20 protein-coding genes are annotated in these 24,165 nt (G+C 69.9%); 6 read left to right on the top strand and 14 right to left on the bottom strand.

What is annotated here, in order from left to right; translation table 11 throughout:
• The first annotated feature begins 153 nt into the window (after positions 1 to 153).
• Genes ribE through D577_RS0103740 form a run of 4 tightly spaced genes read left to right on the top strand, consistent with a single transcriptional unit; the run spans position 154 to position 2,804 of the window.
• Entirely contained in the window at positions 154 to 639 is a 486-nt protein-coding gene (gene ribE / locus D577_RS0103755) for a 6,7-dimethyl-8-ribityllumazine synthase (protein ID WP_018946237.1), read from the top strand.
• 8 nt (positions 640 to 647) lie between these two features.
• Positions 648 to 1,190: a transcription antitermination factor NusB gene (gene nusB / locus D577_RS0103750; RefSeq protein ID WP_018946236.1), complete on the top strand. Its 543-nt coding sequence runs from the start codon at positions 648 to 650 to the stop codon at positions 1,188 to 1,190.
• A 30-nt stretch (positions 1,191 to 1,220) separates the two neighbouring features.
• Positions 1,221 to 2,216, top strand: a complete 996-nt coding sequence (gene thiL / locus D577_RS0103745) for a thiamine-phosphate kinase (RefSeq protein WP_018946235.1) — start codon at positions 1,221 to 1,223, stop codon at positions 2,214 to 2,216.
• 54 nt (positions 2,217 to 2,270) lie between these two features.
• Positions 2,271 to 2,804, top strand: a complete 534-nt coding sequence (locus D577_RS0103740; RefSeq protein ID WP_018946234.1) for a phosphatidylglycerophosphatase A — start codon at positions 2,271 to 2,273, stop codon at positions 2,802 to 2,804.
• Positions 2,805 to 2,816: 12 nt separating this feature from the next.
• Here the strand turns inward: D577_RS0103740 and D577_RS0103735 are convergent, their stop codons facing one another.
• The 6 genes from D577_RS0103735 to D577_RS0103710 are packed head-to-tail and all read right to left on the bottom strand — an operon-like array spanning position 2,817 to position 11,410.
• On the bottom strand, positions 2,817 to 3,710 hold the full coding sequence (locus D577_RS0103735) for an MBL fold metallo-hydrolase (protein WP_018946233.1): 894 nt from the start codon (positions 3,708 to 3,710) through the stop codon (positions 2,817 to 2,819).
• Positions 3,707 to 4,579, bottom strand: a complete 873-nt coding sequence (locus D577_RS0103730) for an HDOD domain-containing protein (RefSeq protein ID WP_018946232.1) — start codon at positions 4,577 to 4,579, stop codon at positions 3,707 to 3,709. The genes D577_RS0103735 and D577_RS0103730 overlap by 4 nt, the downstream gene beginning before the upstream one ends.
• A gap of 30 nt (positions 4,580 to 4,609) precedes the next feature.
• Entirely contained in the window at positions 4,610 to 6,826 is a 2,217-nt protein-coding gene (locus tag D577_RS0103725) for a CHASE2 domain-containing protein (RefSeq protein WP_018946231.1), read from the bottom strand.
• Positions 6,826 to 8,376: a FecR family protein gene (locus D577_RS0103720; RefSeq protein WP_167539479.1), complete on the bottom strand. Its 1,551-nt coding sequence runs from the start codon at positions 8,374 to 8,376 to the stop codon at positions 6,826 to 6,828. Before D577_RS0103720 ends, D577_RS0103725 begins: the two co-directional genes overlap by 1 nt.
• A gap of 5 nt (positions 8,377 to 8,381) precedes the next feature.
• Positions 8,382 to 9,746 (bottom strand): tetratricopeptide repeat protein, encoded by a 1,365-nt coding sequence (locus D577_RS0103715; protein ID WP_018946230.1) that lies wholly within the window; start codon positions 9,744 to 9,746, stop codon positions 8,382 to 8,384.
• 23 nt (positions 9,747 to 9,769) lie between these two features.
• Positions 9,770 to 11,410: an HD family phosphohydrolase gene (locus D577_RS0103710; protein WP_018946229.1), complete on the bottom strand. Its 1,641-nt coding sequence runs from the start codon at positions 11,408 to 11,410 to the stop codon at positions 9,770 to 9,772.
• Positions 11,411 to 11,597: 187 nt separating this feature from the next.
• Between D577_RS0103710 and D577_RS0103705 the strand changes: the two genes are divergently transcribed.
• Positions 11,598 to 12,095 (top strand): HPP family protein, encoded by a 498-nt coding sequence (locus D577_RS0103705; RefSeq protein ID WP_018946228.1) that lies wholly within the window; start codon positions 11,598 to 11,600, stop codon positions 12,093 to 12,095.
• Positions 12,096 to 12,105: 10 nt separating this feature from the next.
• Here D577_RS0103705 and D577_RS0103700 read toward each other — a convergent pair whose 3' ends face one another.
• The 8 genes from D577_RS0103700 to dksA are packed head-to-tail and all read right to left on the bottom strand — an operon-like array spanning position 12,106 to position 22,996.
• Positions 12,106 to 15,984, bottom strand: a complete 3,879-nt coding sequence (locus D577_RS0103700; protein ID WP_081618805.1) for an AAA family ATPase — start codon at positions 15,982 to 15,984, stop codon at positions 12,106 to 12,108.
• Positions 15,985 to 16,043: 59 nt separating this feature from the next.
• Positions 16,044 to 16,571 (bottom strand): hypothetical protein, encoded by a 528-nt coding sequence (locus tag D577_RS0103695; RefSeq protein ID WP_018946226.1) that lies wholly within the window; start codon positions 16,569 to 16,571, stop codon positions 16,044 to 16,046.
• A complete protein-coding gene (thpR, locus tag D577_RS0103690; RefSeq protein WP_018946225.1) occupies positions 16,568 to 17,140 on the bottom strand; it encodes an RNA 2',3'-cyclic phosphodiesterase in 573 nt (190 codons plus the stop codon). The genes D577_RS0103695 and thpR overlap by 4 nt, the downstream gene beginning before the upstream one ends.
• A complete protein-coding gene (locus D577_RS0103685; protein ID WP_018946224.1) occupies positions 17,137 to 18,459 on the bottom strand; it encodes a sigma-54 dependent transcriptional regulator in 1,323 nt (440 codons plus the stop codon). The genes thpR and D577_RS0103685 overlap by 4 nt, the downstream gene beginning before the upstream one ends.
• On the bottom strand, positions 18,456 to 21,395 hold the full coding sequence (locus D577_RS0103680) for a sensor histidine kinase (protein ID WP_018946223.1): 2,940 nt from the start codon (positions 21,393 to 21,395) through the stop codon (positions 18,456 to 18,458). Before D577_RS0103680 ends, D577_RS0103685 begins: the two co-directional genes overlap by 4 nt.
• Complete coding sequence (locus D577_RS14335) at positions 21,385 to 21,555, bottom strand: hypothetical protein (RefSeq protein ID WP_018870925.1); 171 nt, start codon at positions 21,553 to 21,555, stop codon at positions 21,385 to 21,387. Before D577_RS14335 ends, D577_RS0103680 begins: the two co-directional genes overlap by 11 nt.
• Before the next feature lies 1 nt (position 21,556).
• On the bottom strand, positions 21,557 to 22,489 hold the full coding sequence (gene gluQRS / locus D577_RS0103670; protein ID WP_026288892.1) for a tRNA glutamyl-Q(34) synthetase GluQRS: 933 nt from the start codon (positions 22,487 to 22,489) through the stop codon (positions 21,557 to 21,559).
• 57 nt (positions 22,490 to 22,546) lie between these two features.
• A complete protein-coding gene (gene dksA, locus D577_RS0103665) occupies positions 22,547 to 22,996 on the bottom strand; it encodes an RNA polymerase-binding protein DksA (RefSeq protein WP_018870927.1) in 450 nt (149 codons plus the stop codon).
• A gap of 125 nt (positions 22,997 to 23,121) precedes the next feature.
• Between dksA and D577_RS0103660 the strand changes: the two genes are divergently transcribed.
• Positions 23,122 to 23,892: an HAD family hydrolase gene (locus D577_RS0103660; RefSeq protein ID WP_018946221.1), complete on the top strand. Its 771-nt coding sequence runs from the start codon at positions 23,122 to 23,124 to the stop codon at positions 23,890 to 23,892.
• Positions 23,893 to 24,165 lie beyond the last annotated feature (273 nt).

Below are 24,165 nucleotides of genomic sequence, written 5' to 3'. Positions count from 1 at the left end.
GCTGGGGCGAGCCGTTTTCCGACCCGGCCGTCGGGGCTGCGAGCCCCGGCGGGCCGGGTTTTTCTTTCGGTGGCAGCGGCGCGACAGTGCTACACTGTGCGTTTTCGTTGTGACCTTCGCGATCCCCGCATTGCGACGCAAAAGGGAAAACCCATGCACGAGATCGAGACCCTGGAAGGGCAGTTTACCGACGCTGGCGGGCGCCGCTTCGGCCTGCTGCTGGCGCGCTTCAACAGCCTGGTGGTGGAACGTTTGCTGGAAGGCGCAGTGGACACCCTGCGCCGGCATGGCGTGGCGGATGACAACATGACCATCGCCCGGGTCCCCGGGGCCTTCGAGCTGCCGCTGGCGGCCCGAACCATGGCGGGCTCCGGTCGCTACGATGCCATCATTGCTCTGGGCTGCGTGATCCGCGGCTCCACGCCGCATTTCGATTATGTGGCGGGCGAGGCCGCCAAGGGGCTGGCGCAGGTGCAGATGGAGGCCGATCTGCCGATCAGCTTCGGCGTGCTGACCACCGATTCCATCGAACAGGCCATTGAGCGCGCCGGGACCAAGGCGGGCAACAAGGGGGCGGATGCCGCCATGGGGGCCATCGAGATGGTCAGCCTGATGCCGCGCCTGCGTACCGGTGCCTGAGCGGATACGTGAATACCGTGACTGAATCCAGCGATTCCGGGTCCGCCGACCGTCCTCCGCGCGACCAGGCCAGCGCCGCCAGGGGCGGGCGCAAGCAGCGACCGCGCAGCACGCCCGAGCAGCGTGCGCGGCATGCGCGCTCGGTGGCTCGGCGGCGTGCGATGCAGGCGCTTTATTCCTGGCAGCTGACCGGGGACGACCCGAAGAACATCCTGCTCGCGTTTCGCGAAGAGGATGAACACGCCAAGGCGGACCCCGAATACTTCCGCGAGATCCTGATGGGGGTGACCGGGGCGCACGAGGAGCTGGATGCCCGTATGCAGCCCTGGCTGGGGCGCGAACTTGACCAGCTCGATCCGGTGGAACATGCCCTGCTGTGGGTGGGCCAGTGGGAACTGGCCGAGCGCTTCGAGTTGCCCTATCGGGTGGTGATCAACGAGGCGGTGGAGCTGGCCAAACGCTTCGGGGCGGAGCAGTCCCATCGCTACGTGAATGGCGTGCTGGATCGCCTCGCCAGCGAATTGCGCGCTTCCGAGATCCGTCGTCGCTGAGGCGGAGCCTCATCGCCCGGTTCGTGGCGCATGGCGTCCCCGTCCCTGTCCGAATTCGATCTGATCCGGCGCTACTTCCGGCCGGCCGGTCCTTTCGGAGACCCGGTCGCGGACGCGCGGGTCGTGCTCGGGGTGGGTGACGATGCCGCGCTGCTGCGCCCGGATGCCGGCCACGAGGTGGTCGTCAGTACCGACACCGTGGTGGAAGGCCGGCATTTCTTTCCCGATCACCCGCCCGAGAGTCTGGGGCACAAGGCCCTGGCTGCGAGTCTCAGCGATCTGGCGGCGATGGGCGCGGAGCCGCTGGGCGTGCTGTTGTCGCTGGCGGTTCCGGAGGCCGAGGATGCCTGGCTGACGCCGTTCAGCGAGGGGTTCCTGCGACTGGCGCGTGCGATGCGGGCCCCGCTGGTGGGCGGAGACACGGTGCGCGGGCCCTGCTCCGCAGGCGTGACCGTGCTGGGTCAGGTGCCCGCCGGGCGCGCCCTGCAACGCAGCGGGGCCCGGCCGGCGGATCGGGTGGTGGTGACCGGCGAGCTGGGGGGCGCCGCCATCGGACTGGCGGCCGAAATCCGGCGCCGCGACGAAGGTGCGCGCCCGCCGGATGCCAACGATCCGGTCTGTAAGCGACTCTTCTGGCCGCAGCCCCGGCTGGCGGCGGGGCTGGCTCTGCGCGAGCATGCGCATGCGGCCATCGATCTGTCGGACGGACTGCTCGCGGACCTGGGGCATGTCTGCGCCGCCTCCGGCTGCGGGGCCCGCGTCGACTGGCCGGCGGTGCCGCTGGATCCGGCTCTCGCCGGGGCGGATGCGGCGCTGGCGCGGGACTGCGCCCTGGGCGGGGGCGACGACTATGAACTGCTGCTGGCGGTGCCCCCGGAGGTGGAGCTGGCACCGCTGGCGGAGGCCGCCGGCGTGGCGCTCCACGTGATCGGGGAGTTTACCGCCGGCGACGCCATCCGCGTGGTGGATGCCGCCGGCGCGCCTCTGGACGCGAGGCGTCCGGGGCACGATCATTTCGCCGACTGACTGACGAGCGAGAAGAGGGCGGGCCACATGGTTCCAGGGATGACGAAAGCGACGATGCCGTCGGCACGCACCGTGTTCGGCGACCCCATCCATCTGCTGGCCTTCGGCTTCGGCTCCGGGCTCTCGCGCTGGGCCCCCGGCACTACGGGTTCGCTGGCCGCCCTGGTGCTGTATTTCGCGATCATGAACTTCCCCGAGTGGGCCTATCTGGCGATCACCGTGATCGTGACCATGGCCGGGTTCCACATCTGCGGGGAGAGCGCACGGCGCCTGGGCGTGCACGACCATTCGGGGATCGTGTGGGACGAGTGGGCGGGGATGCTGGTGACCCTGGCCTTCATCCCGCCCGGGATCACCCTGGCGGGTGACGCCGCCGGGCTGGTCTGGGTCGCGCTGGGTTTCTTCCTGTTCCGCCTGTTCGACATCCTCAAGCCCTGGCCGGCACGCTATTTCGACGAGAAATGGCACGACGGCACCGGCATCGTGATGGACGACGTGGTGGCCGGGCTGTACGCGGGTCTTGCCCTGATGCTGATCGTGCTGGTGGCGCAGCAGACCGGACTGGCGGCGGGTGCGCCGCCGGCCTGATTCGCGCGGCCGCTACAGCGTAACGGTGATGCCCTCCCGGGCGAGGTGGATGGCCGGTTCGCTCCCGGGGTCCGGCGGCGGGTTGCGTTCCAGGGCCTCGGCGAAAATGCGCTCGAGTTCGTCGTCGTCGCGCGTCGGTTCGTGGTGGGTCAGCCACACCTGCCTGACTCCGGCCTCGCGCGCGGCCCGGATGCTGGTGTCGTAGGTGCCGTGGCCCCAGCCCGTGCGGCGCGGATATTCCTCGGGCGTGTAGGCGGTGTCGATGATCAGGGCATCGGCGCCGCGGAAGAAATCGATGATCGCCGCCCGGCGCTCCTGCGCCATCGCTTCGTATTCCGCATGGCCGTCCTCGCCGGGGGCGTAGATGTTGTACGGCCACTCGTGGTCACCGGTGAACACCAGCGTGCGCCCTCCGGATTCCAGGCGATAGGCGAAGTTGAGGACCGGGTGGCCCATGATCATGGGCGTGACGGTCACGCTGCCCACCTGCGTGGTCTGCCCTTCGCGCAGGGTGACATACTCCATGGTGGCCGCCAGCTCGTTGTCGCGCACCGGGAAGAACGCGTAGTCCATCTGCCGCGCGAGGACCTCGTGGATGTCGCGCTGATTCACCGGGTCCGCCGCGCCATGGATGCGGATGCGGTTGCCCGCCACGAAGATCGGGATAAAGAAGGGCAGCCCCTGGATGTGGTCCCAGTGGGTGTGGGTGATGAAGATGCTGGCCTCCAGCGGCATGTCCGCCTGCAGTTGTCGGGCCAGCTGGAAGATCCCGGTACCGGCGTCGAGGATGATCAGCTCGTCCTGCGCGCCGTGTACCTCGATGCAGGTGGTGTTGCCACCGTAGCGCACGGTCTGCGGTCCGGGGACCGGGATGGAGCCGCGTACGCCCCAGAAGGTGAATCTCATCGACTGTCCTCCTCGCTCTGCATGAACAGACGGGTGGCTTCCAGCTCCGCGCCCGGGTCGTCCAGGGCCTCCGTCAATTCCGCAAGATCGGCGCCGAAACGCTCGCGAATTGGTCGCGGGAAGGGTTCGATCACCGGATTGCCGGAATCGCCGAAGTCCAGGTGACGCACGATCTGGTTGGCCGCGAACACCGTGTCGCGCAGCAGGCTCCAGTCGCCGTCGTGATCCGGCACGTGATGGTAGCGGACCGCACCGGCCAGCGTAGCGGGCAGGCCCCAGTGTTCGATCAGCAGACCGCCCAGCTCGGCGTGATCCACCCCCAGTCGCCGGGCTTCTTCCCGATGCAGCGGTACAGGGCCGGCGGCCGCGGCCGCGAGGACCGGAGCGTAATCCTCGCCGGCGTGTCGGATCAGCACGATCTTGCCGAAATCATGCAGCAGACCGGCGACAAAATGGTCGGTGTTCTCGCTCTCCGGAACCCCGAGGCGCCGCGCCAGCAGGCGCGCGATGGTGGCCACGCCCAGCGAGTGCTCGAGAAAGCGGCCGGTGTCCATGCCGGCGTCGTTGCGCGTGGGCAGCATGCCGACCGCCGCGATGCTGAGCGCCAGATTGCGCAGAGTGTTGAGGCCGGCGATCACCATGGCTTGGTGCACCGAGCTGACGGGGCGCGCCAGTCCGAACCACGGCGAATTGACCAGCTTGAGGACGCGCACCGTGATCACCGGATCGCGTTCCAGTGCCGCGACCAGCTCACCGGGCGAGCTGTCGGGGTTGGCGGTCAGCTCGAGGATGCGCTGCACCGATGCGGGGAATCCTGGCATGCGGTCGATCAGCCGGGTATAGCGCTTCAGGCATTCATCCCGGGCCATGGTCTGTTCTCCTCGCATTCCTGTAGCGGGTCATTTGCTCTCGCGGGTCCAGCTGCCGTCCCAGTCGGGGGGCGGTGGCTCGCGCCGCAGGTGCTCGATGCGGTCGAGGTACAGCCGGTAGAGTCCGACCCCGGGGTACGCCCCGGTCAGCCGCCGGAAGGCTTTCTCCGCCGCATCCAGATCCGCTGACCGGAATGCGTCCAGGGCCTGCGCCAGCGAATCCAGTTCGGCCTGCAGCTCGGGCGTGTGCTCCGGGGACCGGCAGACCGGCTCGAACACCCGCACCGGCCGATCGCGCCCCTTGACCCGCACGCGGTCCAGCTCGCGCCAGACGAAGCACTCGCCGGTCAGCTCCCGGGTGCGCTCGCCGACGACGATTCCGACTCCATAATACTTGCTACTGCCCTCCAGGCGTGAGGCGAGGTTCACGGCATCGCCCAGTACCGTGTACGCGCGGCGGTATTCCGAACCCATGTCACCCACGTTAACCACGCCGCTGTTGATGCCGATGCCGACATGGATGTCCGGGAGGCCCTGTGCCGTGAAGGCCTCGCGCAGCCGCACGGTTTCCGCCTGCATCTCGAGGGCCGCCTCCACCGCGTGGGTGGCATGCTCGCGATCGTCCACGGGTGCTCCCCAGAACGCCATGACCATGTCGCCCACGTACTTGTCGATGGTCCCCCGGTGCTCGAAGATGACCCGGGTCATGGGCGTGAAATAACGGTTCAGCAGCCGCTTGAGCTGGTCGGCTTCCAGCGATTCCGACAGACCGGTGAAGCCGCGGATGTCGGAAAACAGGATACTCAGCTCGCGCGAGCGGCCCTCGAAGTCGAAGGCCTCCGGATGCTCACTCATCTGCTCCACCAGCGCGGGCGGCACGTACTGCCCGAACATCGCCTTCAGCCGATGCCGGGTGCGCGCCTCGAACAGAAAGCCCCAGCCGAGATTGAACACCGCGATCAGCACCACCGCCAGCAACGGGGACGCCAGATCCAGCACCAGGCCATGCGCCGACCACAGCCATGCGGTGAACGCGAGCAGGACACCGCCGGCGGCCAGGGACGCCGCAAGCTGGCGCAGCGGCGCCAGACGGGGCAGGACCAGGGCCAGCAGTCCGCCGGCCACCACCAGCATGGACAGGTTGGCGCCCGGGGCCCAGGCCGGTTCGGTGAGGAAGGCCTCGTCCAGCATCGCCGCGATCAGGTTGGCGTGGATCTCCACTCCGGGGAACACCGCGTCCATCGGGGTCGCGCGCAGGTCGAACAGCCCCGGCGCCGTGGTCCCCACCAGCACGATCGCCCCGGGCGGGATGCGCTCCGCGGGGTCGTCTTCCAGCACCTGCCAGGCCGATATGTACGGAAAGCTTCCGGGGGGGCCGCGGTACGGCACCAGCATGCGGCCCCGGCCGTCGACCGGTACCGTCAGATGGTCGTCGAGGTGCAGCGCCTCGAGGTGCTCCCGCCGGTCGATGGTCTCGGTGGTCAGGCGGGCCTCTTCCAGGAACAGGAACTGGCGCACGGTCTCCGTGGCCAGCGAGCCGTACAGCTCTCCCTCGATGCGTGCCAGCAGCGGGGCGCGGCGCAGGGTGCCGTCGGCATCGGGGAGCAGGCTGAAGAACCCGGCCGTCGCGGCCGTTTCGCGCAGGACCGGCAGCGGCGCGCTGTAGCCGCTGGCCGGGGGCAGGGCCAGCTCCTCCACCGCAAGCGGTTCCTCCAGTGGCAATGGCTCGGGGAGGGCGCCGGAACGTGACCGCTGCTGCGCGTGAAAGACATAGCCCAGGACCACCTCGCGGCCTTGCAGGGCCCGCGCGAGCCGGTGGTCACCGTCGAGTTCCGGCGCCAGCCGGTCCAGCCGGGCCTGCAGCGCGGCGTCTTGCGGCAGGTGTTCACGGACGGTTTCGACCGGATTGCGCTCGGCCTCGGCGAACAGGATATCGAGCGTGATGACCCCGGCCCCCGCCGCATCGAGGCGTTCGACCAGCTCGGCAATGCGCCGGCGCGGCCAGGGCCACTGGCCCTCGCGTTCCAGCGAGGCCTCGTCGATGTCGACGATGACAATGGGTACCTCCGACTCGGTGGCCCCGCGGGCGGGCGGATGGGCCTGCATACGCAGGTCATAGACCAGCCGTTCGACCCGGTCCAGCGCCGGGGTCACCCCCGGGAGCCCGGTCACCTGCGGCAGGGCCAGCAGCGCGACCAGCAGGCCCCCGAGGGCCGTCGCGAACCGGCGGGAGCGGGCGGGGCTCACTAGTCCTGTTCGAAGGCGATCACACCGGTGCCGACGAACTGACCGTCCTCACGGATCTCGTAACCGGCGATGGCGCCCTCCGCGTCGGAGCCGACGAAGCGGCCTGCGAGCCGACCCTGGACATTGGTGCCGTACTCGAGCGGGATGCCGTCTGCGTGGAACTCCGTGATCGCGACCGAACCCCCGGTCGTCTGCAGCTGCTCGCCACCTCCGAATACCAGGGTGGCGCCGATCGTCGCGGCGCCGAAATCGACGGCCAGAGAGCCCGCGTCGATTGCGAACATGCCCGTTCCCTCAATCCCCACATGCGAGTAGCTGGCCGTTCCCGTTCCGGGGAGATTGGCCGGGTCATGGATGACCTCGGTGGAGGTGATCCAGGTGAAGCTGTCGTTTCCGCCCGAATCGTAGGGTTCGATGTCGTTGAGTCGCTGGACGTCGGCATCCGTCCACCGGCCCCAGGAGACCGACGCGTCGCCGATCTCCGCGGTCCCGGTGGTCCCGGTGTCGTCACTGTCCACCACGAAGGTCTCGATCGCCAGGTCCGGGTCCAGGAATGCCTCGCCGTCCTCTGCCTGGAGCAACTGCCGGTCGTCACCCAGGCTCAGCGGCGATTGCAGGAAGCGGCCGGCGTAAAAATCGAGAGTGCCCGGCTCCGAGTACTGGCCGGTTACGAACCCGTAGGAATCGGGATCCGCGACCTCGGGCGGTTCGGTGGCGTCGGTAAAAACCTCCCGGTCGTGTTCCAGCAGGGTGGTCTCGCCGAAGCCGTCGTCCGCGGTGCGCGCCACCGGGCGGCCGGCTTCGCCCCAGCGGTCTTCCGACGGGCCCGGGGCCGCGCCCGGGTCCGTGGTGGCGGTCGGCTCGGGGTCGTCGGCCATGGCCCGGTCCACGTCGCCCTCGAAGGCGTCGAAGAAGAAATCCGGGAGTTCGTCGCCTTGCAGTGCCTGCGGGGCCGAATCCGGGTCGCGGATGTAGGCGGCATCGCGCGCGGTGCCTGCGGTGATCTCGACGCGCCCGTGCGGGTTCTCCACGTACAGCGCGCCTCGGCGAACATGCACGTACAGGTCGTCACCGCGGGTGAAGGCGTCGAAGGACGTTCCGCGGATGCCGATGGTGCCGGCGCGGGTCTCGACCCGGTAGCCATCCCCGGCGACCGTGCCGGTGATGGTGCGCAGGCCGCCCTGCAGCAGGCGTTTGATGCTGCGGTCCGCGTCGTCGGGACCGGCTTCGGGGGCGTGTTCCAGGGTATCGATGTAGAGTTCGCTGGATTCGCTCAGGGAAAGGATCTCCCCGTCGATCATGCGCAGCTGGGCACGCCCGCCCTCCGGTGTTCGCACGGTGTCGTGCACGTGGACCTCGGACCGCCGCGCCAGCTCGCGCGGGTCCTGGTCACGGTACTCGGCGGTCACGCCGGTGGTGGCCACCAGCACGCGCCCGGCGTCCTCGCGCTCGGCTGCGCCGGCTACCGGCGGGCCGGCCAGGAGGAGGACGGCGGCCAGCATGGCCGGAATGGCCTGCGCGAACGGAAAACGGAATCGGGACGGGTTCATGGTGGTCACCATTCGCGGCGCACGCCGGCGGTGACCTGCGTGCGGCGGTAAGAATAGAGATCGAGGCTGGAATCGTTGTCGGCGTGTTCCACGCTCAGTTCCAGCCGCCAGTCAGGAGCGGGATCCCAGGCCCAGCCCAGTCGGGCCCGGTTCAGCCGGTCGCGGCGCTGGTCGAGGAACGCGGGGTCGTCTTCGCGGTGACGGCTGACGAGATGGTCCAGACGCAGGTCGATCCGGTGGTGTTCGTCGACGGCCCAGCCCGCCCCCGCCTGAAGTCCGGCATAGCGGCGTCCGAAGTGCTCACCGCGCGAGCGGCGGGGGCGTTCTTCGCCCGCCAGTGTCCCGCCGAACACGCGCAGCCGGGGGTCGGGGCGCCAGCTGACACGGGCACCGGCCGCGCCCCCGTCCACGTCGCGGGCGTCGGCGGGCTTGTGCTGGACCCGGCTGACCTGCCCGAACAGGGTGTACTCCAGCGGCCGACCCGGGCGCAGGGTCCATTCGGCGCCGGCCGTGGCCCGGGTGTTGCGGACATCGTCGTCGCGGCGGGTGTGACGCAGTTCCAGGGGCAGGGTCAGGCGCCAGCCGTCTCCGAGCAGTACCGGCCCGCCGCGCAGCCGGGCGGTGTAGCGGTCGAAGTCGCGTTCGGAATGATATCCGCGCCCCTCCAGTCCGCCCTGCAGGAACCAGCCCCGCCGGTCGCTCGTCTGTCGCTGGTGCGCGAAGCCGCCGTACAGTTCGAAAAAACGGTCGCTTTCGGGGTCGGGCAGCTGCAGGGGCAGCACGCCGAACAGGGCCACGTCGTCATCGGTGTGGGCGCCCACGTTGCTGTCGTGTCCCAGGCGTGCGCCCAGATGCCAGCGGGTGACGGCATCGCGGACCGGCGCGGGACGCCCGGCCTCGCGCTCCTCGATCGCCGTCAGGAACCATTCGATGCGGCGGACCACCGCCGAGGGCGGTGGCGGGTCGCGTTCCAGGACGCGGCTGAAATGGCGCCGGGCGGCGATCGTGCTGCCCATGGCGAAATGCGCCCGGGCCAGCTCCAGGCGTGGCAGCGGGGCCTCGGGGTCGTGCATCAGCACGCGCTCGAAGGCCAGCAGGGCATGGTCGGGTTCACCGCTTTCCAGCGCGGCGATGCCGAACGCCAGATCGAAGTCCGGATCGCCCGCGTGTGCCTCGAACTGCTCCTGGCCCAGGGTGAAGGCGTGGGCGTAGTCGCCGGCCTCGTTCAGGCGTTCCAGCCGTTCAACCGGGCTGTCCCCCCGGGCCGACGCGGAAGTGGCGGTCAGGCCGAGCGCGGCCACCAGGACGAGGACCGGCAGACGCCGCCAGCGGCGACGGATTTCAGGGAGTCGGGTGGTCGGGACGGACATGGCGCGATCTCCGTGCGCGGGGTTCAGGGACGCTGGATCCCGGGGAGGCGGTCGGTGTCGATCTCGTCGATCTGGCGTGGGTCGAGCTGCTGTTCGGCATAGCGCCGGTACACGCCCTCGTCGACGAACACCCGGAACAGGTCGGGGTCGAGATGGCCGTCCTCGACCATGCGTCCCATGATGGTCAGTGCCTGGGACAGGGGCATGGGCTTCTTGTACGGGCGGTCGGGAGCCGTCAGCGCCTCGAACACGTCGGCGATGCCCATGATGCGTGCCGGGATCGACAGCTGGTCGCGGGTCAGGCCGCGCGGGTATCCGCGTCCGTCCATGCGTTCGTGGTGGCCCAGGGCGTACTCCGGGACCCGCCGGAGGTGACGCGGGAAGGGGAGCTGTTCCAGCATCTGCATGCCCACGGTCATGTGGCCCTCCATGATCCCGCGTTCCTCGTCGTTGAGCGTGCCGCGCCGGATGCACAGATTGCGGACCTCGTTTGCGTCCAGCAATGGACGTTGCGTGCCATCCAGCGCGGTCCAGTGGCGGTGGGCGAGGGCCTCGATACGGGCGATGTCCTCGTCGGTCATGAATTCGCCACCGGTGTTGGAGCGGCGCAGGAATTCGAGGTCCTGGTTCAGGCCCTCGCGGCGTTCGGCGCTGGCGCGATCCACCTCCTGCAGGGCTTCGCTGCCGCCGGGCTGGCGGGCGAGAGCCTCGCGCAACTGCCGGATCTCGTGGTCGCGTGCGAGGACCTCGACCCGGTCGCCGATTTCGTCGATGCGGTCGAAGATACCTTCCAGCTTGGTGGACTTTTCCATCACGTGATGCGGCGTGACGACCTTGCCGCAGTCATGCAGCCAGGCGGCGGTGCGCAGTTCGTAGTAGTCGTCGGGCCCGAACCGGAAATCGCGGACCGCGGGGTCGCCGGATTCGCTGGCGGCCTCGGCCAGCAGCAGGGTGGCCTCGGGGACCCGGCGGCAGTGGGCGCCGGTGGAGGGCGATTTGGCGTCGATGGCGGTGGCGATGACCTGGACGAAGTGGTCGAACAGTTCGCGCAGCTCGTCGATCAGGCGCTGGTTGGTGAGAGCCACCGCGGCCTGCGAGGCGAGTGACCGCGCAAGATCCCGGTCCTGTTCGTCGAACGCCCGGATGCCGCCGTCCACGGTCTTGTTGAGCAGTTGCAGCGCTGCGATGACGTTCCCCTCGTGGTTGCGCAGGGGAACGGTCAGGTTGGAGCAGGTGCGGTAGCCGGTGCGTTCGTCGAAGTCGCGTGTGCCGGAGAAGTCGAACTCTTGTTCGCGGTAGACGTCCTCGATGTTCGCAGTGCGGTCATTGAGTACCGACCACACCACCACCAGACGGTCATTGGGTCGGCCGTCCGGATGGTGGAGGGGGACCGGGGGCAGCTTGCCGTCCACCGGGTCGCCGGTACCGCCAAGGTGCAGGCGCAGGGTATCGTTCTGCACCAGGGCGAATTCGAGCTCCTGGCGGTCGGAATCCAGCAGATACACGGATCCGGCGTCGGCACCGGTCAGGGCCCGGGCGTTGCTCAGGATCTGTTCCAGCAGCTGCGGCTTGTCGCGTTCGGCCGACAGCGCAATCCCGATCTCGTTGAGCCGGCGCACGCGTTCCAGCAGGTCGTCCCGGGCTTGCTCGTTGCTGTGCGTCATGGCGCCTTCCCCGCGGGGTGACCACCGGCCACGCGCGCGATCCGCGTGCCCGGCAGGACTTCCCGCCATTCCCCCTTTGGCAGAATAATGGACCGGACCGGCGTGGCCGTCCAGAAAATCCGGAGGTGTACCCCCGTTGGGTGTTTGCCTAAACTTCGGCTTCCGCCACTCCCCCGGAAACCGCAGCGTGAAATTCTACCTCATAGACCGTCAGTTTTTCCGGCATCCGCAGCATTACCTGCAGCAGGTGGGTGTGGCATTTCTGGTGATCGCGGGGCTGGTGGCGGGACTGGGTATGGTCACCGAGGTGGTCGTGGTGGCGGCCATTGGTTCCAGCGCGTTCATTACCTTCGCGATGCCGCATTATCCGACCGCCACCGCGCGCCGGCTGATCGGCGGGCACGTCCTCTGCATCGCAGTGGGCTGGCTGTGGTCGGTACCGTACGCTGCGGGCGTGTTCGGCAACGGCGATGCCGCCCTCGCGATGGCGGCGGGGGCCGCGCTGGCGAGTGCCAGTCTGGTGATGCTCATTTCGGACACGGCCCATCCGCCGGCGGCCGGGAACGCGATCGCGTTCGCCATCCTCGGGATGTCGCTCCCGCATGTGCTGTTCTCGGTGGTGGCGGTGCTGCTGCTGGCCCTGATCCGTTACATGCTGCGCGGCTGGCTTCGCAACCTGGTGTGAGCCGCGCGGATCAGGCCTCGCGCGGCAGGTCGTGGCTGAGGGCCTCGGCACCCGGGTTGCCGATGATGCACTGGTCGACCTGGCGCAGGCTGCGGGCCACCCATTGCCGCCAGTCGGGGTCGCGGGCATGCCGTTCGACCTCGAGCAGCACCAGACGCTCCACGTTGGGATTGCCCTGTTCCCGCGCATCGGCGCGTGCCCGTTCCAGTTCCTGCCACCCCTCCGGATCCGCCCCGTGCGCGAGTTCCAGCAGGCTGCGGGCACGCTGGAGCCGGATGGTCGGCTGAAAACAGCGGTCGCCGCGCTGCAGCGAGCTGGCCAGTGCCGCATCGGCGATCGTCAGGCATTCCTGCGGATCGGGGGCTCCGCGCCGGATCGCGTCCAGCAGGAACAGCCGGAACAGGGTGCTGACGCCGTCCATCACGCCGCGCATGATCTCCACCTGCTCGCGGATGATGTCCACGGCCTGGTCATCGCCCAGGCGGGTGCGCGCCCAGGCGGACACCGCGATGGCCCCGGTACGCCACAGCGGGTAGTCGTAGGCCTCGGCGATGTCGTGGGCCTTGCGCGAGGCCGCCAGTGTTTCGTGCGGGCGGTCGGCGAAGAAGCCGAGGGCCGAGCGAAAGCTGTAAACGAAGGCCTGGGTCGGCCGGTGATCGAGCTGGTCGGCGTGCTGGCAGGCCCGGTCCATCTCCACCCAGGCTCGCTCGTGGTTGCCGGAAAACAGCAGCGTCCAGGCGAAAAAGGCGCGTGACAGTATGGCGGGGTTCTCGGTGTGGCGGGCGATCAGGTGCGCGTGATCGCGCGGCTGGTAGAGCTCCAGTGCCCTTGTCTGGTGGTCCATGGCCTGGCGGAAGTGCCCGGTCCAGAAGCAGGTGTTGCCCTGGGCGTAGCTGGCGGCGATCCGCAGCAGACGATCACCCGAACGCTCCGCCACCATCTCCGCTTCGTGCGCGAGGCGGGCGGCTTCGTCGAAGCCCTGACAGGATCCGGCTCCATGCCACAGCCCCCACAGTACGCGGAAATGCTCCACGGGGTCGCGCTCGGGCCGCGACAGCTCCGCCGCGCGTTCGAACAGGCCGTGGACCGTGCGCGAGCCGTAGCCCATCAGCGCCAGGCTGGCCGATCCCAGCCCGCTGAGGGCTCGCAGGGTGTCGGCCTCGTTGAGCGAAGCACTGTCGGCAAGGTCGTTCTGGAGGCAGTCGAGGGCATCCTGAAAGTGCTGCGCCGCCTCCGGCAGCATGCCGCGGGCAAAGGCTTGTTCACCGGCCTGCAGCCAGTGGGTCACCGCTTCGCGGTAACGATCGGCCTGGTGCAGGTGCAGCGCGACCCGGCCGCCGGCCGGGGTGCCGTACGGACGTTCCGCCTCTTCCTGCAGCAGATCCGCGAGCCGGTCGTGCAGCCGGGAGCGCTCCGAACGCAGCATGGCTTCCAGTGCGCTTTCCCGGTACAGCGCATGGCGGAAACGGAACAGGCTCCCCTCGGAGGCGCCGGCGGGTTCGACAAACCCCTTGCGCATCAGCAGTCCCAGTTGCTGGCGTACGTCATCGGTGGAGCGTTCGAGCAGCCGGGCCAGGATGTTGACGCTGAAATCGCGCCCGATGACCGCTGCCGCACGCGCCAGTTCGCGCGCCGGACCCAGCTGTTCCATGCGCGCGATCAGGAGGTTGTTCAGGCCGGGGGGCAGTTCATCGCCGGGAGTGCCCGGGTGCCCGTGTTCGAGGGCGAAGCGGGTCAGCTCCTCGAGGAACAGGGGGACGCCCTCGCCCCGCGCGACCAGTTCGTCGCGTACCGCGCGTGGCAGGGCCTGGCCGGGGTCCAGCGCGGCCACCAGATGCCCGGCCGCCGCATTGTCCAGCCCCTGCAGAACGATGGACTCCATCTCCACGTCGCGCCATTCGCTGCGATAGCTCATGCGCGCGGTGAGCACCACCATCAGGGCGGCATCGCGGCTGCGGTGGTTCAGTCGCCGCAGGAAATCGGAAGTCGCGGAGTCCATCCAGTGCAGGTCATCCACGATCAGCAGAAGAGCCCGGCCGCGCATGCCGGTCAGGGTCAGGTCCACCAGGGCGTCGAGCAGGTGGTCGCGGTCGACGTTTCCGGAGCCGAACAGTTCATGGTCCGGCGTGGCGGGCCGGGTCAGCCAGCCGGCGATGGCGGCGGCTTTTTCCGCAGCTTCGCCGTGGCGTTGCAGGAGCCTGCGGAGGAGGCGTTCGGCCGCCACTTGGCGGTTGCGTGTGGCCGCCCATCGTCCCAGCGTCTGGCGTACCGGGGCCAGCAGCTGGCGGGCCGTGTCCTCGCGGCATTTGAGGGCCCGGACCACGCCGTGACCATCCACCTGATCGGCCAGGCCGCGAGCCAGACGGCTCTTGCCCATGCCCGCCTCGCCCTGGATCAGGACCCAGCGGGAGCCGCCACGACGCGCCCGGTCCCATTCGCCCCGCAGGCGGCGCAGTTCCGTATCGCGGCCGGACAGCGGGGCCTGGCGGGTTGCCGGGCGTGCATCCACGCGGTCGCGCGGACCCGGGTCGTCGATGACCCGGAAGCCGCCGGGACGTCCGCGCCAGGGCTGGAATTCAAAGAAACCTTCGAGGTTTTCCCGCAGCTCGGGCGACACCCACAGGATGCCGGGGCGCAGGGAACGCGCGATGGCCTGGACGCGTGCGGTGAAACGGCCGGCAGGGTCGGGGATGTCGGGGTCGTCACCGGTGATCACGGTGTCGATGTCCACCGCCGCGCGCAGTTCGACCCCGGACGGCGCGGTGCCCAGGGCCTGCCAGGCCGCCCGGACCGCGTCCATCATGGCCTCCTCGCGCCCGGCCGGGTAGCCGAAATATGCCAGCAGGCCCTGTCCCGGGGCGCGTACTACGTGGCCGTGATGCGCCAGCAACAGAGCGTCCAGCGTTTCCAGCGCTGTGCGGATCCGTTCCCATTGTTCTTCGATGTCCAGGTGTTCGGGGACCCGCAGATCGCAGACCACGAGCACCAGCCGGCGGCGCTCCTGGCGCAGGCCGATGGCAGAGGCCGGAGCGCGGTCGGTCCACTGCGCGGCACCTTCATCGCGCGCGCGTTCGAGCTGTTCGCGGATTTCGGTCAGCGCCGGCCCGGGAGCGTAGCCGTCGGTTTCTTCCAGGAGCTGTTCGACGCGGCGATAGTGTTCTTCGGCACGTGCCGGCTGGCCGGCCAGCAGCAGGGTCCGCAGAAACACCGCATTCAGGGCCTCGTCCGCCGGGGCGAGGTCCAGCAGGCGACGCATCTCGCGGATCCCGCGCTCCGGTTCGCCCGCGCGACGCAGGTATTCGTGGAGGCGCTCGACCGAGGCGCGCGCATGCGACCACAGGGCTTCGCGCTGCTGTCGCACCCAGTTTTCCAGGCGGGGCAGTCCTTCCGCCACCGCGTCGGTGGCGAGGAAATGCCCCTGATACAGTCCCAGGCGTGCCAGCTCGCGGTCGGCAAGGTTCAGGGCGTCATCCGGGCTGGCTTCGGGCGGAGCGACGTACGCGGTCGCGAGGGAGGTGTCTTCGGCAGTGATCCGGAGGAAATCGGCGTGGCAGCGATCGTCGAGCCGGAAGCCGACGTCGCGGGTCGCCGCCTGCAGGTTTTCCGCGAGGGTGTCGCCCAGGTGGCGGCGGATCTGGAACAGGCCCTGACGCAGATTGACGCGGGCGTTGTTGGAATCGAGTTCGGGCCAGAAGAGTTCGGCCAGTTCGCGGCGCGGGACACGGCGGGGGCTCTCGGCGACCAGATAGATCAGGAGCAGCCCGGCCTTGGTCCCGGACAGGGCCGGAATCTCGCGGTCGTCCACGCTGACCCGCTCGGTCCCGAGCGTCGTGATCTCCAGTTGCGCCAAGGCCTTCCCCCCGTGCCGACCACCGGCCATTCGGATCATACCAGTGTTGGCCGGGGCGCTGCATGACCCCTGGAGCACCAGGGTTGGGCGGGGTGGTGTCAGTCGATGCGGATGGTGCTGTACCCCTGCCGCTCGTAGCCCATGATGGACAGGAAGGTGTTGCCGACCAGCTCGATGCCGGGCAGCAGGTCCCGTTGTCCGAGATCGAAGCGCCGGGTGGCGATGCTGCAGGCCTCCATGTGCACGTTGTCGAGACCCTGCAGGTCCTGCAGGCGGTCGTGCAGGCGTTCGACCGCGTCGGCGTCGGCGAGGTCGAGATGATCGGTGGATTCCGCGACCAGTCCGGCAGCCCCGCCACGGAAGGCGAAGATCATGTGCGGTTCCAGGCCCTGGCGCTGCATGTCTTCGCGGGTCTCGAGGATCACGTCCAGACGGGCGATCAGGCGTTCGGGATCGCCCAGGGTCACGTCCCAGAGGATGCGTCCTTCCTCGAGTCCGTCGATGGCGCGATCGTCGCCCGGCTTGTCCGCCAGTGCGGGCAGCGCCAGGGCCAGCAGGAGCAGGAGCGCCAGACCGCGGAACAGGCCGGAGATCGAGCTGGAGATCGGGGAATGGTCGTGTGTCATCGGTCGCCTCCGTCGGATGCATTACTTGAAGATAGCAGGTGACGCTCCGCCAGCACGCGATAGGGGCCGGGGTGGCCGTCACGACCGGATTCGATCAGCACCAGATGGTTTGCATGCCAGACCACGGGGACGGCCGGTGCCTCGACTTCGGGCGGCGTCGGCGCGTGGCGGCGCAGGGTCACGTGCGGGTGGAACGGGCGCTCTTCGAGCCGGACCCCGGCGGCACGGCAGGCCCGGGCCGCGGCGCTGGCGAGGGTCTCCAGCGCCGGCGGGATGGATGAGGGCCCGATCCAGCTGACTCGGGCACCGCGGAAATGCCCGTAGCGGTCCAGGTGCAGGTCCACGGCATGTGCCGGGAACGCCGGCAGGGCCTGCGCCAGGGCCTCGGCGACCGACGCATCCACGGTGCCGGCAAAGGCCAGGGTCAGATGCAGGTGGGCGTGCGGTACCGGACGCCCCGGGCCCGGCAGTTCCCGGGCCCGCGCATGCAGGGCATCGCGGGTGGACGAGTCCGGCCACAGGGCAAAGAAGACCCGGCGTTCGGCGGGCGTGGCAGTCACGGCGTTCACGGGCGCGGCAGGTTCTCGCGCTGGCGGCGTTCCCACAGGGTCTTGCGGCTGATGCCCAGGGCACGGGCGAGTTCGGTCTCGTTCATGCGGGTCTGATTCTCCAGCACGAACTGGCGGAAGTAGTCGTTGAGGCTGGTGCTCGCCGGGGGCTCCGGGGACGCGGGGCCGCTGGCGGCTGGCGCGCTGGCATCGAGGCCGAGGTGCGCGGGCTCGATACGTGCTTCCGGGGCCAGCACCGCGCCGCGTTCCAGTGCGTTGGCCAGCTCACGGACGTTGCCGGGCCAGTCATGGCGGCGCAGGAGCTCCAGGGCCGCCGGTGTCAGCTCCGGCGGGCCGCCGGCGGAGCTGCGTTCGGCCAGGAAATGCCGGGCCAGGACTTCGATGTCCTCCGGTCGTTCGCGCAGGGGCGGGATCGCCAGTTCCAGCACCCGCAGGCGGTAATACAGATCGGCGCGGAAGCCGCCGTCGGCGATCATGCGCTCGAGGTCACGATGGGTAGCGGCCAGCAGCCGGACATCCACCTGCCGGGCCTCGCTGGATCCCACCGGCCGGATCTCGCCATCCTGCAGAAAGCGCAGCAGGCGGGCCTGGGCGGCCGGGGCGAGTTCGCCGATCTCGTCGAGGAACAGCGTGCCGCCGTGGGCACTCGCGATCAGGCCGGTGCGGGCCTGTACGGCCCCGGTGTAGGCCCCCTGGGCGTGGCCGAACAGCTCCGCCTCCACCAGGCCCTCGGGGATGGTGGCGCAGTTGACAGCGACGAAGGGACCGTTGGCCCGCGGCCCCAGACGGTGCAGTGCCCGCGCGGCCAGTTCCTTGCCGGTGCCGGATTCCCCGCGCAGCAGCACGGTGGATTCGGTTTGTCCGATGCGGCGGATCTGTTCGCGCAGGTGGCGGATACCAGGGCTGTCGCCCTTGAGGCCCAGGTCGTCGCTGCCGGTGTCCCGCTCCGCGTCCGCGTCGGGCTGCGCGCCGGCGCGTCGGCGCAGGGTGGCCCGCAGGGTCAGCAGCAGGGCGTCGTGGTCGAACGGCTTGGCGATGTAGTCCGCGGCGCCGTTTTTCATCGCCTCCACCGCCGACGGCACCGAGGCGTAGCTGGTCATGATCACCACCGGCGCGCGGGTCTCGCCCAGCAGCTGCGTGCCTTCGCCGTCGGGCAGGCGCAGGTCGGCCAGCAGCAGGTCCGGCTCGCCGCGCGCCAGCAGCCCGCGTGCCCGGGCGAGATCCTCCGCGGTGTCCACCGTCAGGCCGTGGTGGACCAGATAGCGGCTCACCGCACGCCGGATCGGGGCCTCGTCGTCCACCAGCAGGATGCGCGTCATGACGGATCTCCTCCGGGGAGCGTGAGCAGGAAGCGGGCGCCGCCCTCGGGGCGGTTGCTGGCGGTCAGGGTACCACCGTGATCCTGCACGATGGAGTAGGCGACCGGCAGCCCCAGCCCGGTACCCTGGCCGGTGGGCTTGGTGGTGAAGAAGGGCTCGAACAGCCGGTCCAGGCTGTCGGGCTCGATGCCCGTGCCCTCGTCCTCCACCACCACCCGGACGCGTCCGTCGCGGCGTTCCGCGCCCACGCGCACCGTGGCCCCCTCGGGCGAGGCCTGTTCGGCGTTGGTCAGCAGGTTGATGAAGACCTGCAGCAGGGGCCCGCGGGCCCCCCGGACCTGCAGCCCCGGGGCGTCCAGCCCGGAGGTCACGAAGTGCAGGTCCTTGCGGCCGGCCAGCCGGGTCAGGCGGATGGCCTCGTGGATCAGTTCCGCGGGGTCGAGGTCTTCGAACCGGCTGCCGGCCGGTTCCTCGGCATGGGCGAAGGTGATCAGCGACTGCACGATGTCGTTGATGCGACGGGTCTGTGCCAGGACGTCGTCGGCGATCGCACGGATCTCGTCGGGGTCGTCTTCCAGCGGCAGGGTCTGCGCGAGCGAGGCGATGCCGGTCAGGGGGTTGCCGATCTCGTGCGCGACCCCGGCGGCGAAACGGCCGATGGAGGCCAGGCGGTCGCTGTGGGCGATCTCCGCCTCCAGCTGGGCGCGGTCCGTGACATCCTCGATCAGGATGATGCGTCCCTCGCGCCGCCCCTCGGAATCCAGCAGGTCGGACTTGTGCAGGTTCAGGCGGCGCCCGCCGTCCTCCAGTTCCAGATGCAGCTTGTACCATTGTCGGTCGGGGCTCTCGATGAACGCCGTCAGCAGCCCCCGCCAGGGTCGCGGCAGGCTGTCCAGCGGCTGCCCGGTGGCGGTGTCCGGCGGGATGCCGGTCAGCTGGCCGAGGGCCTGGTTCCAGCCGGTGATCTCGCCGCTGGCGGTCAGGCTGGCCACGCCCAACGGCAGTTCGTGCAGGATCTGGCGGTGGAAACGGCGCAGGGCATCCAGTTCGGCGGCCAGCCCGGACAGCGGCAGGGCGCGCGTCTCCAGCTGTTCCTCCACCCGGCGCAGACTCTCGCCAAGGGTATGGCGGCCGGCGGCGTCCAGGCGCAGGTGCTGGTCGACGATCATGCGTGCCAGCACCGGCCCCAGCAGTCCGGAGAGGTTGCGCTCGATGCGTTCGCGCAGGCGCCGCAGATCACTGCGCGAACGGGTGTGGCGCGGCAGGCCCAGTTCGTCCAGCGCCCGCTGCACCTCGTGGTGCGCCGGTCCCGGACCCAGGGTAGCGGCCAGCGCGGTCTCCATCTCGCCCACGTCACCGGCCAGCGGCAGCCCGCCGGCGGTTCCCGCGGTGGCGTCGCCCGGGCAACAGGCACGGCCGGCCTCGCGCTCCTCCGGATTGGGCCGGGTCAGCAGGGATACCGCCACGAACAGCAGCGCGTTGACCCCCAGGCTGAGGGTCAGGGCGAACGTCCAGGGGTCGAGATGGCCGGCCTGCAGCCAGTTCCGCGGGTCCGGCAGGCCGGGCAGGATGCCGGCGGTGTCCAGCAGTGGCAGCACCAGGGTGAACATCCAGCCGAGGATGCCGGCACCGAGGCCGGCGAGGAAGCCGAAGCGGGTGGCCCGGTTCCAGAACAGCAGCCCGGCCAGCCCCGGCAGCAGCTGGGCCACGGCGGCGAACGAGATCAGGCCCAGTTCGGCCAGCCCTTCGACCACCTGCAGCACGCCGTAGAAGGCGTAGCCCAGACCGATGATCAGTACCACCCAGGTGCGGCGGGCCCACAGCAGGCGGCGGTACAGGTTGCTGCCCGGCGCGTCGTCTTCCTGTAGCCGGCCGATCGGGGTGAGGTAATTGGTGCCCATGTGGGCCAGGGCCAGGGTGGTCACGATCATCATCGCGCTGGCTGCCGAGACCCCGCCGATGAACACCAGCAGCGCCAGCGTGGCCGAGTCCAGCCACCCGGCGATGCCGATGGCGTAGTAGTTGGGGTCGATCGCGAGCCCGGCCGCCTCGCCGGCCCAGTAGAGCACCGGCATCGGCAGGTTCAGCAACAGCAGGAAGGCCGGAAACGCCCACGCCGCACGGTTCAGGGCGCGCGGATCGATGTTTTCGGTGAACAGCATGTGGAACTGGCGCGGCAGCAGGAACGCGGCGGCGAAGGCCAGCACCATCATCGCGAACCAGCCGCCCTCGCGCACCGGGGCGTAGAGTGCCTCGGTGGCCCCGGGGTTGGCGTCCAGCCATTCGTTCAGTCCGGCCGGTCCGCCGAACACCGCGAACAGCGCGACCCCGGCGATGCCGAGGATCGCGATCAGCTTGATCAGCGACTCGAAGGCGATGGCCAGCACCAGCCCCGCGTGTTTTTCGCGCGGGGCGATGTGGCGGGCACCAAAGAGGATGGCGAACGCGGCGATGGTGACCGAGAACGCCAGCGCCAGCAGGTGGGGCGGGGTCTCGGCCGTCAGTACTGCGGCGGATTCGGTGACCGCCTTGATCTGCAGGGCGATGTACGGGAGGACTCCGGCGAGCATGAACAGCGCGACCACCGGCCCGGTCAGGCGGCTGCGGTAGCGGAACGCGAACAGGTCTGCCAGCGAGGTGAGCTGCTGCTCGCGGGTCAGGCGCAGCAGCGGTCGCAGCAGCCACGGGGTGGCGGCAAAGGCCAGGGTCACACCGAGATAGATGGTCAGGTAAAGATAGCCCTGCTCGGCGAGAAAGCCGATGTTGCCGTAGAACGTCCAGGAGGTGGCGTACACCCCCAGCGACAGGCTGAAGACCCACGGGCTGGCGGCCAGACGGCCGACCCGCGAGCTGCGGTCGGCAACAAAGGCGATGCCGAACAGGATCGCCAGGTAGGCCACGCCCACCGCATAGATGAGGCCCAGGCTAAGGGTCACGCCGCCGTCCGGTGGCCAGTGCCACCACGCCGACAAAGCCCGCCCAGATGGCGAAGGGCCACCACCAGGCCGGCGCGGCTCCGGCCAGCCACAGCACCGGCGGGCCGAGGAACAGCAGCACGCCCAGCAGCGTGATCAGGACGCCGTGCGAGGTGTCCATGTCAGGCTTCTCCGTCGGGCCAGGGCAGGTGGCTGGCAGGCGGCAGCCGCCGGGCCAGTGGACGCCGAGCGAGGTGGTTCAGGGCCTCATTCAGCTGGACCTCCGGGGCATCGGGGCACAGCGGATCCGAGGGCGTCAGCTCGATGATCTCCAGGATCCGCGCCAGCACCCGGCGGGCCGCATCGTCATGCACCCCGGCGGCGCCGGTATGCTTGGAGAGCTTGTCGCCGTCACCACCCACCAGCACCGGGTGGTGGGCATGCTCCGGCGGGGCCAGCCCCAGCGCCGCATACAGCTGCAGCTGGCGTGCGGTGGACCCCAGCAGGTCGATGCCGCGCACCACGTCGGTCACGCCCAGTTCGTGATCGTCGATCACGGTCGCCAGCTGATAGGCATGCAGCCCGCCGGCACGGCGGATCACAAAATCCCCGCCCAGGGCCTCCAGATCCAGGCACAGGGGGCCCTGGAAGCGGTCTTCCACGGTCCAGTGACGGGTCGCGGCGCGGGCACGCAGCGAGCGCCCCTCGCGTCCCCGGGGCAGCCCCGGGCGGCAGGTGCCCGGATAGACCGGGCCTTCCCAGCCGGCGACGCCGGCGGTCCGGATCTCGCGCCGGGTGCAGGCGCAGGCAAAGGCATGGCCGGATTGCAGCAGGTGGTCGACGGCCGCGGCGTAGGCGTCGTCGCGGTTCGACTGGCGGGTGAGCGGGCCGTCCCAGCCCAGGCCGAGGACGTCGAGAGTGGCGAGGATCGCATCCTCGGCACCGGCCCGGACGCGCGGGAGGTCGATGTCATCGATGCGCAGGTGCCAACGCCCGCCGACCGCGCGGGCGTCCAGCCAGGAGATGACGGCGGCGAGTACGGAACCGGCATGCAGGGGGCCCGAGGGCGTGGGCGCGAAGCGGCCGACGTACGGGCGGTCGGGCGCGGATGACATGCCGGGCGGGCAGGGGGACGGGCGGGTGCGGCCCGGTGCGGGCCGCACCGGGACCCGTCACGCCATCTGCTTTTCCTTGATCTCGGCCAGCTGCTTGCAGTCGATGCACAGCGTCGCGGTGGGCCGCGCTTCCAGCCGACGAATGCCGATCTCCACGCCGCAGGCCTCGCAGTAGCCGTAATCGCCGCTCTCGATCGAGCGCAGGGCCTCGTCGATCTTCTTGCTCAGCTTGCGTTCGCGATCGCGTTCGCGCAGTTCGAGGCCGAACTCTTCTTCCTGGGTGGCGCGGTCCGCCGGATCGGCGAAGTTGGCCGCGTCCTGGCGCATGTGGCCCACCGTGCGATCCACTTCCTGCGCGAGCTCTTCGCGCCAGGCCTCCAGAAGCTGGCGGAAATGCTCGAGCTGGTCCGGATTCATGTACTCTTCGTCCGGCTTCGGCTCGTAGGGCGCGATGCCTCCGGCGACCATGTGTTTCGTGGACGGCTTGGCGTTGGCGTCTTCAGCCATGCTGGGTGTTCTCCGGCTCGAAATTAAGGCGCACTTAGTACCAGAGAAGGGGGGCACGAGCAAGTGGTGTGCCATCATTTCATCCCATTAACATGTTCTGATTTACGCGCGGAGGCGGTTTTTTCATGGCATCCCTGCAGGCTTTGATCTTCGACGTCGACGGCACCCTGGCCGACACCGAGCGCGACGGCCACCGGGTGGCCTTCAACCGGGCCTTTGCCGAGGCCGGACTGGACTGGGAATGGAGCATGGAGCGCTATGGCGAGCTGCTGCGCGTGACCGGCGGCAAGGAACGCATCCGCCAGTACCTGACGGAAGACCACCCCCGAGTGCTGGAGGAATCGGGCATCGATGACCGCATCCGGGCCCTGCATGAGGCCAAGACCCGCCACTACGTGGCGATGCTGGAGGGCGGCGCGATCCCGCTGCGCCCGGGGGTGGAGCGCCTGCTGGACGAGGCCGCCGCGGCCGGTCTGCGCCTGGCGATCGCGACCACCACCACGCCGGCGAACGTGACCGCGCTGCTGCGCGCGACCCTGGGCGAGGAGGGGCCGGGGCGCTTCGAGGTGATCGCCGCCGGCGACATCGTGCCGGCGAAGAAGCCGGCCCCGGACATCTACACCCATGCGCTGGCCGAGATGGGCCTGACGGCCGCGGACGCGCTGGCGCTGGAGGATTCGGACAACGGGGTGCGCTCGGCCCGTGATGCCGGGCTGGAGGTGGTCGTCACCACCAACGATTACACCCGCGACCAGGATTTTTCCGGGGCGCTGGCCGTGCTGGACGGCTTTGGCGAACCGGGGGCCCCGGCGCGGTCGCTGGGCGGGGTGGCGCTGGACGGGGACATGGTGGACGTGGCCACCCTGCGCCGCTGGTTCGACCACGCCCGGTCGTGAAATCGGCCGGCGGGCCGGCCTCCCACCGGGGGCCAGGGTTCGCCCTGTAGGAGGCCAGCCCTCTGGCCGATCCGGCGCAGGAGCCGGCCCGGCGCAGGAGCCGGCCCGGCGCAGGAGATTGCCCGGACGCACAATCGGCCGGAGGGCCGGCCTCCTACCGGGGGGCAGGGTTCCGTCCGTCGTAGGAGGCCAGCCTCTGGCCGACCCGGCGCAGGAGCCGACCCGGCGCAGGAGATTGCCCGGACGCACAATCGGCCGGAGGGCCGGCCTCCC

Origin of the sequence: Thioalkalivibrio sp. AKL17, from assembly GCF_000377885.1 — a bacterium.
GTDB classification, from domain to species: domain Bacteria; phylum Pseudomonadota; class Gammaproteobacteria; order Ectothiorhodospirales; family Ectothiorhodospiraceae; genus Thioalkalivibrio; species Thioalkalivibrio halophilus.
Note: the sequence above shows the minus strand (reverse complement) of the source record. Positions and strands in the feature narration are given on the sequence as shown.

Excerpts from the sequence above, each read along its gene's own strand:
- ribE (WP_018946237.1), top strand. The coding sequence starts at position 154 with ATGCACGAGATCGAGACCCTGGAAGGGCAGTTTACCGACGCTGGCGGG.
- thiL (WP_018946235.1), top strand. The coding sequence starts at position 1,221 with ATGGCGTCCCCGTCCCTGTCCGAATTCGATCTGATCCGGCGCTACTTC.
- D577_RS0103740 (WP_018946234.1), top strand. The coding sequence starts at position 2,271 with ATGCCGTCGGCACGCACCGTGTTCGGCGACCCCATCCATCTGCTGGCC.
- D577_RS0103735 (WP_018946233.1), bottom strand. The coding sequence starts at position 3,710 with ATGAGATTCACCTTCTGGGGCGTACGCGGCTCCATCCCGGTCCCCGGA.
- D577_RS0103730 (WP_018946232.1), bottom strand. The coding sequence starts at position 4,579 with ATGGCCCGGGATGAATGCCTGAAGCGCTATACCCGGCTGATCGACCGC.
- D577_RS0103720 (WP_167539479.1), bottom strand. The coding sequence starts at position 8,376 with ATGAACCCGTCCCGATTCCGTTTTCCGTTCGCGCAGGCCATTCCGGCC.
- D577_RS0103715 (WP_018946230.1), bottom strand. The coding sequence starts at position 9,746 with ATGTCCGTCCCGACCACCCGACTCCCTGAAATCCGTCGCCGCTGGCGG.
- D577_RS0103710 (WP_018946229.1), bottom strand. The coding sequence starts at position 11,410 with ATGACGCACAGCAACGAGCAAGCCCGGGACGACCTGCTGGAACGCGTG.
- D577_RS0103700 (WP_081618805.1), bottom strand. The coding sequence starts at position 15,984 with ATGATCCGAATGGCCGGTGGTCGGCACGGGGGGAAGGCCTTGGCGCAA.
- D577_RS0103695 (WP_018946226.1), bottom strand. The coding sequence starts at position 16,571 with ATGACACACGACCATTCCCCGATCTCCAGCTCGATCTCCGGCCTGTTC.
- D577_RS0103685 (WP_018946224.1), bottom strand. The coding sequence starts at position 18,459 with ATGACGCGCATCCTGCTGGTGGACGACGAGGCCCCGATCCGGCGTGCG.
- D577_RS14335 (WP_018870925.1), bottom strand. The coding sequence starts at position 21,555 with ATGGACACCTCGCACGGCGTCCTGATCACGCTGCTGGGCGTGCTGCTG.
- gluQRS (WP_026288892.1), bottom strand. The coding sequence starts at position 22,489 with ATGTCATCCGCGCCCGACCGCCCGTACGTCGGCCGCTTCGCGCCCACG.
- dksA (WP_018870927.1), bottom strand. The coding sequence starts at position 22,996 with ATGGCTGAAGACGCCAACGCCAAGCCGTCCACGAAACACATGGTCGCC.
- D577_RS0103660 (WP_018946221.1), top strand. The coding sequence starts at position 23,122 with ATGGCATCCCTGCAGGCTTTGATCTTCGACGTCGACGGCACCCTGGCC.